Origin of the sequence: Pyruvatibacter sp. HU-CL02332, from assembly GCF_040362765.1 — a bacterium.
Classification (GTDB): Bacteria; Pseudomonadota; Alphaproteobacteria; order CGMCC-115125; family CGMCC-115125; genus Pyruvatibacter.
The window spans coordinates 780,768-794,507 of sequence record NZ_BAABWK010000002.1 but is presented as its reverse complement, the minus strand read 5'-3'; the positions used below and the strand labels follow the sequence as shown (position 1 = coordinate 794,507).

Here is a 13,740-nt window from a genome sequence, read left to right as displayed (position 1 = left end):
AAAACCGCAGTCATGCTGACTTTTTGGACCCCGGCCAGACGCTTTTGAGCTTGGCAATGCCAGCGTCGACACCACTGCGTGCGTCCGCCATCAATGTGTATGCGACAGGCACGACAACCAGTGTAAGGGCCGTGGATGACGTCAGACCACCAATCACCAGGAAGCCCATCCCGTTGCGGAACTCGGCACCCTGACTGACTGACATGGCAACCGGGATCATGCCGCAGATAGTCGAAAGGGCTGTCATCAGCACCGGGCGCAGACGGACCGGGCCCGCCTCTCTCATGGCGTCACGTGCTGACATGCCCCCATCATGTGCCTGGTTGGCATAATCGATGAGGAGAATGCCGTTTTTCATGACCAGCCCCATCAGCGCAAGTAGACCGATTTGAGCAAACATTGTCATCGTTTCGCCGGCCAGGTAGATCGCGATGAAGGCACCCACAAACGAGAGAGGGGCTGTCAGCATGATGACCAGGGGCTGCGTGAAGCTGTTGAACTGGCTCGCCAGGATCATGTACAGCGCGACGAGGGCAAGCATGAAAGCAAAGCCGATGGCTTCGGTGGTTTCTTTCATGCGTTTGGCTCTGCCTTCTGCCGTCACGGTGTAGCTTTGCGGCATGCGGGCTGAGTCAATGATGCGTTCAAACTCTGCTGTCGCGTCACCCATGGCAACGCCGGGGCCGGTGTTTGCGAAGATTGAAATCTTGCGAGAGCGGTTTGACCGATCAATTTGCGCGGGTCCCGCTTCAACATTGAACGCAGCCAGATTTGCAAGATCAATCAACTCGCGGTCAGAAGCGCGAACCTGAATGAGTTCAAGCTGGTGCAGTTCATGACGCTGGTCTTCCTCCAGCCGGACGCGCACGTCATAGCGTTGGCCGTACTCTTCGAAGGTCGCTACATCAACACCACCAACAAGGGCACGTACCGTGTCAGCAAGCGAGCGAACGGGCACTGAGAGGTCGGCCGCACGCACTCGGTCTACGATGACCTGAACCTCAGGCTTGCCTTCTTCAAATGAGGTTTTTATGTCGCGGAAAATTCCGGCTTCCCGCATGCGAGATGAGATCAGATCCGTACGCTGGCGCAGCACATCAAGGTCTGGACCCGACATCGAGTATTCGAGTTCAAAGTTGGTAAAGCCGCCACCGGATATCCACGGAACATCGGTCAGGGAAATATGGGTTGCTTCCGGAGCCGCCTTCAGCATGGCGGCGCGTGTCGCATCCATGATGGGAATGAACCCCACGTCTCGATCACCCTTGGCCGTTAAGGCAATGTAGAATGATGCCTGGTTGACGCGTTCCCGGCTGTCGCCACCCACCGTAAAAAAGACGGATCGGACGTTCTCCACCCGGCGGATTGATGCTGCCGCCCGGCTTGCGACTTCGCGCGTTTGTTCCACGCCTGCACCAAACGGCAACTCAAGTTGACCCAGAAATTCCGAACGATCAGCCCGCGTGTCAAAAGCGGATGGCACGAGGCCGGCGACAAAAACGCCAAGCATCATGGTGGCCCCGGCAAGCAGAACGATGATCCAACGTTGTGCGAGGGCAAAGTCAAGAATGCGGCCATAGATCGCTTCAAGGCGCACATAAGCATCATCGAAGAACTGACCGACCCGCCCAAGACTGCCGTCTTCGGTACGCTCGAGAAAGCGGGCGCAGAGCATGGGAGTAAGAGTCAGTGAGCACATGAGCGACACACCGACCGAAAACACGATTGCCAGCCCGTACTGGAAGAAGAAACGCCCTACAATGCCGTCCATAAATGCGATTGGGACAAACACTGCAGCAATGGACAGCGATCCTGAAAGAACCGCAGGGCCGACTTTCTTTACACCCAGTGATGCCGCCTGCATGGGTGGATGGCCGTCCTCAAGCTGGCGGTGGATGCTTTCCAGAATAACAATGGCATCATCAACCAGCAGCCCAACCGCAACGGATAGAGCCATGAGTGTCATCATATTGAGCGTGAAGCCCATCACGTAGAATGCAAAGAACGTGGAGACCAGGGCCGTTGGCATGGCAATGGCCACGATGGCGGTTGCACGCACCGACAGAAGAAAGGCCAAGGTGACGAGCACGACAAGGATGACGCCAAGCCCAATGTCGCCAAAGACGTCATTCACAGAATCTTCGATGAATTTGGACGTGTCTCGCGCCGCAAGAAGACGCACACCTTCGGGGGCTGTTTTCCTGATTTCAGCCAGTTGCGCCCGAATAGCCTGAGCCACCTCAACTGTGTTGCGACCTGACTGCCGTCGTACTTCGAGACTGACCCCCGGCTTTCCGTCCAATTCAGCGTAGGACCGCAGGTCTTCCATGCCGTCTTCAACGCGCGCAACGTCGCGCACCCGAGTGGGGCCGGTCTCACGGAATGCGACTACGATGTCGCCAAACTCTGCGATGTTCTGAACTTCGCCTTTGGTCTTGACCGAGAATTCTGATCGAAGACCGACCGTATCCAGGCGCCCTCCTGGGATTTCAGCGTGCTCGCGGCGCACCGCGTCGATCACGTCCTGCGCCGTCACGCCGTAGGCGCGCAGACGCACTGCATCAAGCCAGATGCGCACCTCCCGGTCACGACCACCTACAAGCCGAATGGAACCGACGCCGGGAACACGTTGAAGTTGCTCCTTCACAACGCGGTCTGCGTAGCGCGTGATCTCGCGCACAGGCATGTCGCCGGAAATCATGACCGACATGATCGGTTGAGCGTCAGGGTCTACTTTCTGCACGATTGGCTGTTCGGCATCGCCCGGTAGATCGCCGACTGCGAGTGAGACCTTGTCGCGCACATCCTGCGCTTTGACGTCCACATTCTCGTCGAGGCCGAACTCGATATTGACGGCGCTGTGACCTTCAGAGCTGATGGACCGCAAGCTCTCGATGCCTGAAATCGTGTTGACCTGTTCTTCAACAGAATCCGTAACTTCAGTTTCAATGGTTTCCGGTGCAGCCCCTTCAAGAAGGGTTGTAACCGAGACATAGGGAAACTCGACGCGTGGGAAGAGGTCAACGCCGATGCGTCCTAACGAGATCCAGCCCAGCACGACAAATGCGCCAACCAGCATGACCGCAAAGACTGGGCGTCGAATGGAAACATCTGAAATCCACATGGTCCTGCTCCCGCTTAAGCTGGCTCGTCGGTTGCGACAGCAGCGATGGGTTCTCCGGGGACCGACACAATCACCGGGTCATCCTCAACCAGAGTTCGAAGTCCCGGGCCTGACAGCACCTTGGTCCCCTGCGACAGGCCCTCCAGTACGACGACCCGTTCAGCGTCTAGCTGGGCGGTACGCACCGGCTTGCGTTTGGCAATCCCGTTTTCCTCTACGAAAACATATCGCTGTTCTTCAAAGCCAAGCACAGCGCCACGCGGAAGGGTGAGGACTTCACGGGCAGGTGGATAAATCATGGCACGGGCGAAGGAGCCCGGCTTAATGCGATAGTCGTCATTGGCGATGCCAATCCGCACTTGGATGGTGCGCTTCACTGGATCTATGTAGTCATTGATGCGGTGGACTTCGCTTTCAAACTCATCATTCAGACCGTCGATGATGACCTTGGCGCGGGTGCCAACCCCAAATTTTGACAGGTGGACTTCAGGGACATCCACGATGGCCGCAACGATGTGTATCTCCATGATCTGAACCACACCGGATGGTCCCATCATGCCGCCGCCCCCCATACGGGTGGCCATAAATGTTCCTTCATGCACATTGCGAGCGGTGATCACACCATCAAAGGGTGCTTTAACTATTGCGTCTTCCAAGGCCTGCTTGATCTGCCCGAGCTTCGCTTCTGCAATGCCAAAACGAGCCTGAGCTGACTCATGGGCGGCGCGGGACTTGTCAAGAGCACCGGCGGAGGCGTTACCACGCTTGTGCAGTTTGGAAATACGATTGAAGTCGCGGCTGGCCTGCTTTGCGGTTGCGGATGCGAGCTTCAATTCGTTTTCAAGCTCTGAGACTTTCAGCTTGAGTTCCGTGTCCCGCGTGCGGAAGAGAGGATCATCCTTTGAAACGCGCTGCCCGACCCGGACAAAGATCTCTTCAATGATGCCGTCAACCCGGGGACCAAGGTCTGTACTCTGCAGCGGAGCCATTGTGCCAGTCCCCACAATGGGCTGCTCAATGCTTATTTGCTCCACGACCGAAGATGCCATGATGACTGGATCTGGTGTTGTTTCCAGATTGGCAGCGTCACCGCCACCGTCACCACAGGCAGAAAGCGCAACCGCCAGTGCCGCCGCGCTTAGAAGAGATGCTCTGGTACTCGTCATCATCATGTCCCATTGATTCAAGCTGAATCGCCATCGCCAAATCTGTACTTTTGTATTCACGCATAATATATCCATGGATACAATATGCCGGTTCCTTTTTGATCCAGCCAAAACCGCCTGTATTGTCGGGAATGATGATGCCTAAAGCCGTTACCCACGCTGAGCGTGCCGCCGCAGACATGACAAACGAGCTCAGCCTTGAAGGTGAGTTCGCCTGGTCTGTCTACGATGTTCAACGGCTGATCGGCAGACTGTTCGACAGACGGATGCGTGAGATTGGCCTAACACAGGCGCAGGGTCGGGTGCTTGCCGCATTAAGGCGCAGTGACGGCCAAATTCAGACGGCCCTTGCTGACGTGTTGGATATGGAACGGGCACCATTGGGGAAGCTGGTGGACCGGCTGGAAGAAGCAGGTTTTGTAAGCCGTAAACCAGATGCACAGGACCGACGTGTCAAACGGGTCTATCTCACACCAAAATTCGCGTCGGTGGCTGCTGAAATGGTCTCTCTCGGTGAGGAGATATTTGACCCGGCACTTCAGGGGATCTCAGTTGCCGAGTTGGAGCGCATCACGACCGCTCTGCTGCACATCAAGACCAATCTCATGGCTCTTGATGAGGCCAATGGCGAAACAGCGACCTAACCTCTCAATAAGACCCTCAACCGCTTGCAATGCAGCATGACAGGCTGACGCTACGTCAAACCCGTTTGGGCGCGCGTAAACCCAAAAATGCCCTTTTCATAGCCTTGCCGCGCGCTAGTTTTTGCCTCAGAAAACAAGGGCTAGCGCTCTGTCGACAGTCGTCCGAGCGCCACACGAGGTTCAAACAAAGCAGACGCGCCGGTTCGGATTGACGGATTGTTCAAGCGCGCATGTATGAAATCAGCAGGGTTGAGGAAATAGATCATGAATTTTGATTTCTCCGATGACCAGAAGCTCCTGAAAGACCAGGCAGCAAAATTTCTGGCGGACAAATGCAAGCCGGAGGATGTGCGTAAAATCCTCGAGAGCGACGCGCCATATGACAAGACGTTGTGGCAGGGCTTGGCCGAGATGGGTTTCCTGGGAACAACTATCCCAGAAGCTTATGGTGGGCTTGGACTTGGCTACCTTGAGCTCTGCGTGATTGCGGAAGAACTAGGCCGCGCCTGCGCGCCGGTGCCGTTGTCATCATCTGTGTATCTCGCGTCCGAAGCGATCAACCGCTTTGGTTCTGAGGAACAAAAGCAGGCATGGTTGCCAAAGGTCGCATCCGGTGAAGCCATCGGGTGTTTCGCCTTTGCTGAAGGTGTGCAGGCGCCGACCGCGCGCACCATCACCACCACTTTGTCAGGTGGCAAGCTGTCGGGTACCAAGCTGCCTGTTGCCGATGGAGACGTCGCAGACTTTGCTGTGGTTGTTGTGAAGACAGGCTCCGGCACGAGCGAAGGTGACCTGTCACTTGCTCTGGTGGACCTGACCGGAGCCGGTGTCTCTCGCGAAGCCGTTTCCACAATTGATCCTACCCGTAGCCATGCGACCATCACCTTTGACGGTGCATCCGCAGATCTGCTGGGCAAGGAAGGCGAAGGCTGGTCGGCCACACAGGACGTCATGAACTGTGCAGCTGTCCTATTTGCGTTTGAGCAGCTCGGTGGCACTCAAGCAGCTCTGGAAATGGCAAAAGGCTATGCCCTGGATCGCTATGCTTTCGGTCGCCAGATTGGGTCTTACCAGGCCATCAAGCACAAGCTTGCCGACATGTATGTGAAGCTAGAGCTGGCCCGCGGCCATTGCTACTACGGCGCCTGGGCACTCTCCACAAACTCGCCTGAACTGCCGCTGGCAGCAGCTGGTGCACGCGTGGCGGCGACGGAAGCGTTCCGGTTCGCAGCGCAAGAGAACATTCAGACCCATGGCGGCATTGGCTACACATGGGAAGCCAACACTCAGTTTTACTATCGCCGTTCAAAACTTCTGGGCCTTGCCCTTGGCGCCGTTGGCGGTTGGAAAGAACGCATTGTGCGGCAACTGGAACAGCGCAACGCCGCTTAAGCACCTGCACTCAGAAATTTCGACAAACCAGGAGGTCCATTATGGATTTCGACGATACCAAAGAAGAAGCCGCCTTCCGCAAAGAGTGCCACGATTGGCTCTCACAGAATGCACGTCTCAAGTCAGCGTCAGGTGAGAACTCGCGCAATCGCAGCAACATGTCCGATGATGAGTTGGTGAAGCGCGCGAAGGAATGGCAGGCCAAGAAGGCTGCAGCTGGCTACGCACAGATCACATGGCCCAAGGAATGGGGCGGCCGCGGCGGCACACCCATCGAGTCTGTCATTTACTCGCAGGAAGAAGCCAAGTTCTCCGTGCCAGGTGGTGTGTTTGAGATTGGCCTGGGCATGTGTGTGCCGACCGTCATGACCTACGCGGACCCGGAAACCTGCAAGCGGGTTGTCGGCCCGGCTTTGCGCGGTGAAGAAATCTGGTGCCAGCTCTTCTCAGAACCTGCTGCGGGGTCTGACGTTGCGGGCATCCGCACAAAGGCTGAAAAAGACGGTGACGAATGGGTCATCAACGGTCAGAAGGTGTGGACGTCAGGTGCTCAGTTCTCTGACTTCGGCATCATCATCACCCGGACAGACCCCAACGTGCCCAAGCACAAGGGCCTGACCATGTTCTGGCTCGACATGAAGTCGCCAGGTGTTGAAGTGCGTCCGATCAAGCAGATGTCCGGCGATTCAGGCTTCAATGAAGTCTTCTTTACCGATGTTCGCGTAAAGGACAGTCAGCGTCTTGGTGAAGTCGGGCAAGGTTGGAAGTCAGCCATCACGACGCTCATGAACGAGCGCCTCGCTGTTGGCGGTGGTGCTGGCGCGGGTGACTTTGGTGAACTGCTTGCTCTGGCCCGGTCAACCGAGATGGAAGAGGGCGCAGCCATTGCCCAGTCATCTGTCCGTGAAAAGATTGCGGACTGGTACGTGGAAAGCCAGGGACTGAAGCTGAACCGCTTCCGCACCATTACAGCCCTTTCCAAGGGCACAGCTCCTGGTCCAGAAGCGTCAATCGGCAAGATCGTATCTGCGCCGAAGATGCAGGACCTCGCGGCCTTCGCCATGGACATGGAAGATATGGGCGGCATCATTACCGACCGTAGCATCGCGCCGCTTAACGGTGGTTTCCAGGCTCAATGGTTTGGTGCTGCAGGGTACCGCATTGCCGGCGGCACCGACGAAATCCTCCGCAACATTGTGGCGGAGCGTGTGCTTGGCCTGCCGCAGGATGTGCGTGTGGACAAGGACGCCGCGTTCAACGAACTGCCCAAGGGCAAGTAAGCACCCACACTTTGAAATTGAAGCGGCCCGGAGAGAAATCTCCGGGCCGTTTTGTTTTGGTGCCTAAAGAGGCATGACTTCGACGGTGTCACCTGCGTTGCAGGGCGGCGCATCAGGAAGACGCCGGATCAGCACATTGGCCTGCGACAGTGCTGCAAGATGGGATGAGTCCTGCTTGGCCATTGCACGTACGGGGCCGGTTGCCCCTTCACGAATGCCGCGCAGATAGGTCTCGCGATCACCATTGGCCTCAAGCGCTTCAGACAGAACCGCGGTCTCGAACCCAAGCGCCAGCGCAGTGGGTTGTCCAAGCAAGGTACGCAAGGCCGGAACCAGAAACAGCCGGGCGGTGACCATGGCGGATACAGGGTTGCCGGGAAGACCCAACACCGGCAAGTCACCGAGTTTGCCAAACCATGCTGGCTTGCCGGGCTTGACCCGAACTTTTTCAAAAATGAGCGTGCCGCCTTCTTCCGTGAAGACGCTTCGTAGGTGATCATGGTCACCGACGGAGGCACCACCAATGGTGATCAGCAGGTCAGCACCTTCCGCAGAGGCGAGTGCTTCGCGCACATCCTCCGGGTCATCGCGTGCAATGCCCAGCGACAGGGGTTGCCCACCGATCGAAAAGATCAATGCAGACAGCCCCGGTGTGCCGGAGTTGAAAATCTGATCGCCCTCTGGCGTTTCTCCCGCATGTACAAGTTCGTCGCCCGTTGCCAGAACAGCCACGCGTGGGCGCCGCATGACGGGGATGTTGCCAAAGCCGGCTGCTGCTGCGAGAGAAACTTTCGCCGGGCTGAGAATAGTGCCGGCATCCAGCAGGAGTTGACCATCCTCATAGTCAGAACCTGCGGGACGGACGTGACGACCGGGGTTTGCCAGATCATCCGTGGTCAGCGTGGTGCCGGATATCTCAACATTTTCCTGAATGACAACCTGGTCTGACCCTTCAGGAATGCGGGCGCCGGTCGAGACACGTACAGCCTGCATTTCACCAATGGGAGTATCGAGCCCGGCCCCAGCACGAGACTCACCGCGCAGGGTGAAAGTACCCTTGCCCAGGTCAGCGGACCGCACGGCATAACCATCCATTGCTGAGACCGCGGAGGGCGGCTGTGAGCGGTTGGCGACAACGTCCTGTGAGAGCGTCCGGCCAAAGGCACGGGCAGCTGTTACTGTTTCAGTGCTGAGGGAAGACAGCGCGGCAGCAATCTGCGCACGGGCTTCTTCAACTGAAATCATACGAAGAACTGAAATCTTACTTCTCGCCAAGCCGTGGAATCATTTCGATGAGATTACATGGCTTGTGAGTGTGGTCGAACTCAGCCTTGAGGACCTTCTCCCAGCCGTCCCGCACAGCACCACTTGAGCCAGGCAGAGCAAACAGGAATGTTTCCCCCGCGATGCCGGCAGTGGCGCGTGACTGCAGCGTTGAGACACCGACGCTTTCATAACTCACCATGTGGAACACGACAGAGAAGCCTTCGATCTCCTTGTCGTAGAACGTGTGGAAGACCTCTGGTGTGATGTCGCGCCCTGTAAGCCCGGTGCCACCGGTCGAGATCACGGCATTGATCGCGGGGTCATCGATCCACTGCTGCAGTTTGGCTGCAATAGCATCGCGCTCATCCTGCACAATAGCACGATCAACCACCTTGTGGCCCGCAGCGCCAATCTCTTCAATGAGGTAAGCCCCCGACGTATCGGTGCTTTCATCGCGGGTATCGGAAATTGTCAGAACGGCAAAGCCGACGACTTTGGGGGCTGCTTCTGTCACGGGTGAATTCCACTCTTAACTGTCAGGAAGCCGAACCATAGGGGAAGCTGCTTTGCAGCGCGAGACCGGAGGGAACAGTGATATTTGCAATACGCGTTTAGTCTTTATCTTCCAGATGAGATCCGCGCCGTTCAATATCCTTCAGGATCAATCGGGCATTTCGCATGTTTGATTTGAAGGCAATGTCAAAAATGTCGCCAAGCACCGGCACCGCACCTACAGCTGTATCCAGCAATGTGTTCACGGCCATGGCGGCTATCGTGCGTTTTCTGACCTTCACTCGAGATGCTTCCGCAAAAATATACCCCGCCAGTAAGAGCCCAATGGCATCGCCAATGCCGGGGATGAAGCCAAGCAAGCCATCTACTCCTAGCCGGACCTGTGTGCCCGGCAAGGGAAACTGAGCATCAAGCAGCTTGGCCAGCTTTGCGATGCGTTCAGCAGTCTCGCGCTCCTCGCCGGTCAGGCTGTCGGGAAGAATGATTTCCTGTTCCGGTACCCGGAGCATCTCGGCCATTGAAACAAATCCTTCGATGGTTCTTGAAACGGCGCGCACGCGCAGCATACGTCGGAAACCTTAGAGTTTACATGGTGTTGCGGGCACCGAGTTTGAAGTCCACGACGAACGCGACCCGAGTGTGCTGTAATGGGAGTGAAAGAAATACACATTCAACATTGAAGACAAGGAACAGAAAAATGGCGATCGATTTCGTAATTCCAGACGATGCCAAAGAGGTTCGTGCCCGCGTACGCAAATGGGTGCAGGACGAGTGCATTCCAGCGGAAAAACGCATGGCCGACGGCGAGGACTACAAGACAGTCCTGGCGGACCTCCGCAAGAAAGCGCGCGCGCAGGGCCTGTGGTTGCCATTCATGCCGAAGGAGTTCGGCGGTATGGGGCTTGGCCCGCTTTCCAATGCACTGGTCCAAATGGAACTTGGCCAAAGCCACCTTGGCGCATTGTCCATGAACTCGCAGGGCCCCGACGATGCAACCATGCTTACTCTGCTGGCTCACGGCACTGAGTTCCAGAAGGAAAAATACCTCAAGCCATTCCTGAATGGTGACAAGCGCGTCTGCTATTCCATGACGGAAAAAGCCGCCGGCGCTGATGCAACAGGTATGCAGACAACCGCAACGAAGGACGGCAAGGGGAACTACGTTCTCAATGGTGAGAAGTGGTTCTCAAGTTCAGCAAATGTTGCCGACATTGCGGTGGTGATGGCGAAAACAAATCCTGACGCTGCGCGCCATCAGCAGTTTTCGACCTTTATCGTTGAACTGCCCAATCCCGGCTACAAAATCATTCGCAACATCCCCACCATGGCGCACCACAGCGAAGTGGCGGAGCAAATGGGAGCTGCCCACTGTGAGATCGAGATCAAGGACCTTGTGGTTCCTGAGGAAAATCTACTCGGCGGCGAAGGACAGGGGTTTGCCATGGGGCAGCACCGTTTGGCCTACGGGCGTCTGCGTCATGGCATGCACAATGTCGCGATGGCACAGCGTGCGCTTGATCTGGCGACGGCGCATGTCACCGAGCGCTCGACATTTGGCAAAGGTCTGGAAGACAGGCAGGGCGTGCAGTTCATGCTCGCTGAGTGTGCAAGCCAGCTTTACATTGCCCGTCTCATGCTGATGCATATCGCGTACAAGGCGGAAAACGGTCTGGATATCCGCCAGGAAAACGGGATTGCCAAAGTCTTCCTCGCCAACATGGTGCACAAGGTGGTGGATACTGCCATTCAGCTGCACGGTGCCCTGGGGTACAGCACGGACACGCCATTGGCAGGTTGGTATACGGACATCCGGTCCCAGCGTCTGGTAGATGGTCCTGATGAAGTGCACAAATGGATCACCGGTAAGAACGTTATCCGCGCTTTCAAGAATGATGGCACCACAGCTGCTGCGGCTGGCGGTGACTTGCTTTAAGTAACTGACCACGATCTTGCACAGGCTGTTCCGGTCCTTCCGGAGCAGCCTGTGCTATTCTATCAATACTGCCGAGGTCTGCGGGACCCGCACGAATGTGCGAACGGGCATCTTGTTTGGGCATAGCCGTTGAATGGCCAAAGCTGATCACCGATTTAGCGTTGCTCCCATGATGGAGTGGACCGACCGGCACTGCCGCGTGTTCCATCGCTGCATGACGACGCATGCGCGCCTCTACACGGAGATGGTAACGGCGGCGGCGGTCATAAACGGAGATCGCGGGTATCTGCTTGGCTATTCACCGGTGGAACACCCGGTGGCGCTTCAACTCGGCGGGTCAGAGCCGGCAGAGCTCGCACAGGCCGCTCGAATTGGCGCTGACCTGGCCTATGACGAAATCAATCTCAATGTCGGCTGCCCGTCAGACCGTGTGCAATCGGGCAGCTTTGGTGCATGCCTCATGCGCGAGCCAGACCTTGTGGCGCGGTGCGTGGAGGCGATGAAGAATGAAGTCGACATTCCGATAACGGTGAAATGCCGCATAGGTGTCGACGATCAGGTTCCTGCGGATGTCTTGCCGTCTTTTGCTCGAACCATGCGGTCAGCTGGCGCCGATGCGCTCATCGTCCATGCCCGCATGGCGTGGCTTGATGGTCTGTCCCCCAAGCAGAACCGTGACGTGCCGCCGCTGGACTACCCACTCGTCTACGGGTTGAAGGCGGAACATCCCGACTGGCCCATAAGCATCAATGGTGGTGTGCAAACCCTTGAGGAAGTCGAGGAGCATCTCACCCACATGGATGGCGTGATGATGGGGCGCACGGCCTACAACGAGCCATATGTACTTGCGGCAGTTGATTCGCGCTTCTTCGGCAGCAAGGCCGCTGTTCCCAGTCGGCACCAGGTGCTGGAGAGATTCCTGCCATATGTGGAAACCGAGCTTGAAGCAGGTGCCCGACTTAACTCGATGGCCCGGCACGTGATCGGTCTGTTCCACGGCGCGCCGGGCGCAAGGGCGTTCCGGCGCTATCTGTCGGAGAACATGCACAAGAAGGGCGCAGGACCGGAGGTCCTGATGGCGGGTGCGCAGCTTGTTCCTGATCCTGATGAAGGTGTGGCAGAGAGAAAAGAACGTGCGTATGCGGCTGGCGACGTGTAGATAGCGCCCATCATGGATTTCGCCGGTATCGATTTTTCAGTTCTTCTGATCTTTGTCTCAGCTCTGGTTGCTGCAGGCCTGCTCGCGGGCCTTGTCGCCGGGTTGTTCGGTGTGGGCGGTGGCATCGTCATCGTGCCGGTGCTGTTTTATGTCTTCACTGCATTTGAAATTCCTGAAGCTGTGAAAATGCATGTGGCGGTAGGTACGTCACTCGCGACGATCATCGTCACGTCCATTCGATCTTTCCGAAGCCATCTCAAATCCGGCGCTGTGGATGTCCCGCTCCTCAAAAGCTGGATACTGCCCATTGTGGCTGGCGTGGTGACCGGCACGGCTGTTGCGGACATGATCGACGGCACCGCACTGACGCTTATTTTTGGTGTCATTGCTTTGGTGGTTGCAGCCAATATGGCGTTCGCCAAATCAAGCTGGAAACTGGCCGACGACATTCCCGGCCGCCCAGGACGTGATGCCATCGGTGGTATCATTGGATTCCTGTCGACTTTGATGGGGATCGGTGGCGGCACGTTCGGCAACACAGTCATGACGCTGTGTGGACGCACGATCCATCAGGCCGTAGCAACGAGCGCAGGGCTTGGCCTCATCATCGCTGTGCCGGCAACGCTTGGATTTATCGCCAGTGGATGGAATGAGGCGGGGACGCCGCCGGGATCAATCGGCTACGTGAACCTGATTGCCTTTGCCTGCATTGTGCCGGCCACCATCCTGATGGCCCCGGTCGGAGCGCGCCTTGCGCACAAATTGCCGCAAAAGACACTCAAGCGAGGCTTTGCTGCCTTCCTGGCGTTGGTGGCAATTCGGATGCTCTATGGTGTTCTTGTCGGTTAAGCGCCGATGATTGCCCACGCACCGGCAGAGGTCGCAATCAGCTTGTCACCCACACTGAAATCCCCCTGAGTGAAGACAATGCGTCGCCCCTTTTTGCGAAGGGTGGCGTTGCCTTCTACCCAGTCGCCTTCACGGGCACCGGCGATGAATTCTGTGTTCAGGTAGATGGTCGCAATGGGGACCCCGCCTGTGGCGTGAAAGACAACCGACCCCAGCAGCGTGTCAGCAACCGTGGACAGCATGCCGCCATGGAGCATGCCGTAAGGATTACAGTGGCGCTTCTCGACCAGAAAGCCGTAGCGCTGTTCCCCGTCCACCTGTTGAGGTGGCTTGTAGATCGGCCCGGCAAGTTTCTCGAAGGTGTCGTAGTCGAATGTGTGGATGGGCTTCCATCCGTCAGGAATTTTGCTCATC

The 13,740-nt window shown here is 57.0% G+C and carries 12 protein-coding genes; 6 read left to right on the top strand and 6 right to left on the bottom strand.

Annotated features, from left to right (window positions below; translation table 11 throughout):
• Positions 1-10 precede the first annotated feature (10 nt).
• Both ABXH05_RS14385 and ABXH05_RS14380 read right to left on the bottom strand, forming a co-directional pair.
• Positions 11-3,124: an efflux RND transporter permease subunit gene (locus ABXH05_RS14385; protein WP_353561711.1), complete on the bottom strand. Its 3,114-nt coding sequence runs from the start codon at positions 3,122-3,124 to the stop codon at positions 11-13.
• A 14-nt stretch (positions 3,125-3,138) separates the two neighbouring features.
• Positions 3,139-4,290, bottom strand: a complete 1,152-nt coding sequence (locus ABXH05_RS14380; protein ID WP_353561709.1) for an efflux RND transporter periplasmic adaptor subunit — start codon at positions 4,288-4,290, stop codon at positions 3,139-3,141.
• Positions 4,291-4,427: 137 nt separating this feature from the next.
• Here ABXH05_RS14380 and ABXH05_RS14375 point away from each other — a divergent pair, with 137 nt between their 5' ends.
• The 3 genes from ABXH05_RS14375 (at position 4,428) to ABXH05_RS14365 (ending at position 7,606) form a co-directional block, all read left to right on the top strand.
• Positions 4,428-4,934 (top strand): MarR family winged helix-turn-helix transcriptional regulator, encoded by a 507-nt coding sequence (locus tag ABXH05_RS14375; RefSeq protein ID WP_353561707.1) that lies wholly within the window; start codon positions 4,428-4,430, stop codon positions 4,932-4,934.
• A gap of 264 nt (positions 4,935-5,198) precedes the next feature.
• On the top strand, positions 5,199-6,326 hold the full coding sequence (locus tag ABXH05_RS14370) for an acyl-CoA dehydrogenase family protein (protein WP_353561705.1): 1,128 nt from the start codon (positions 5,199-5,201) through the stop codon (positions 6,324-6,326).
• A gap of 41 nt (positions 6,327-6,367) precedes the next feature.
• Complete coding sequence (locus ABXH05_RS14365; RefSeq protein ID WP_348139658.1) at positions 6,368-7,606, top strand: acyl-CoA dehydrogenase family protein; 1,239 nt, start codon at positions 6,368-6,370, stop codon at positions 7,604-7,606.
• Positions 7,607-7,669: 63 nt separating this feature from the next.
• Here ABXH05_RS14365 and ABXH05_RS14360 read toward each other — a convergent pair whose 3' ends face one another.
• The 3 genes from ABXH05_RS14360 to ABXH05_RS14350 all read right to left on the bottom strand — a co-directional run bounded on the left by ABXH05_RS14360 (position 7,670) and on the right by ABXH05_RS14350 (position 9,903).
• Positions 7,670-8,851 (bottom strand): molybdopterin molybdotransferase MoeA, encoded by a 1,182-nt coding sequence (locus ABXH05_RS14360; RefSeq protein ID WP_353561703.1) that lies wholly within the window; start codon positions 8,849-8,851, stop codon positions 7,670-7,672.
• A 16-nt stretch (positions 8,852-8,867) separates the two neighbouring features.
• Positions 8,868-9,386: a molybdenum cofactor biosynthesis protein B gene (gene moaB / locus ABXH05_RS14355; RefSeq protein ID WP_348139662.1), complete on the bottom strand. Its 519-nt coding sequence runs from the start codon at positions 9,384-9,386 to the stop codon at positions 8,868-8,870.
• Positions 9,387-9,483: 97 nt separating this feature from the next.
• Positions 9,484-9,903: a DUF4112 domain-containing protein gene (locus ABXH05_RS14350; protein ID WP_353561701.1), complete on the bottom strand. Its 420-nt coding sequence runs from the start codon at positions 9,901-9,903 to the stop codon at positions 9,484-9,486.
• Between the two features lie 179 nt (positions 9,904-10,082).
• Here ABXH05_RS14350 and ABXH05_RS14345 point away from each other — a divergent pair, with 179 nt between their 5' ends.
• From ABXH05_RS14345 to ABXH05_RS14335, 3 genes are all read left to right on the top strand, one after another.
• On the top strand, positions 10,083-11,318 hold the full coding sequence (locus ABXH05_RS14345) for an acyl-CoA dehydrogenase family protein (RefSeq protein WP_353561699.1): 1,236 nt from the start codon (positions 10,083-10,085) through the stop codon (positions 11,316-11,318).
• A 133-nt stretch (positions 11,319-11,451) separates the two neighbouring features.
• Positions 11,452-12,477 (top strand): tRNA dihydrouridine(20/20a) synthase DusA, encoded by a 1,026-nt coding sequence (dusA, locus tag ABXH05_RS14340; RefSeq protein ID WP_353561697.1) that lies wholly within the window; start codon positions 11,452-11,454, stop codon positions 12,475-12,477.
• Positions 12,478-12,489: 12 nt separating this feature from the next.
• On the top strand, positions 12,490-13,326 hold the full coding sequence (locus ABXH05_RS14335; RefSeq protein ID WP_353561695.1) for a sulfite exporter TauE/SafE family protein: 837 nt from the start codon (positions 12,490-12,492) through the stop codon (positions 13,324-13,326).
• Here ABXH05_RS14335 and ABXH05_RS14330 read toward each other — a convergent pair.
• Complete coding sequence (locus tag ABXH05_RS14330) at positions 13,323-13,739, bottom strand: PaaI family thioesterase (protein ID WP_353561693.1); 417 nt, start codon at positions 13,737-13,739, stop codon at positions 13,323-13,325. The two genes, ABXH05_RS14335 and ABXH05_RS14330, sit on opposite strands and share 4 nt — an antisense overlap.
• Between the last annotated feature and the right edge of the window lies 1 nt (position 13,740).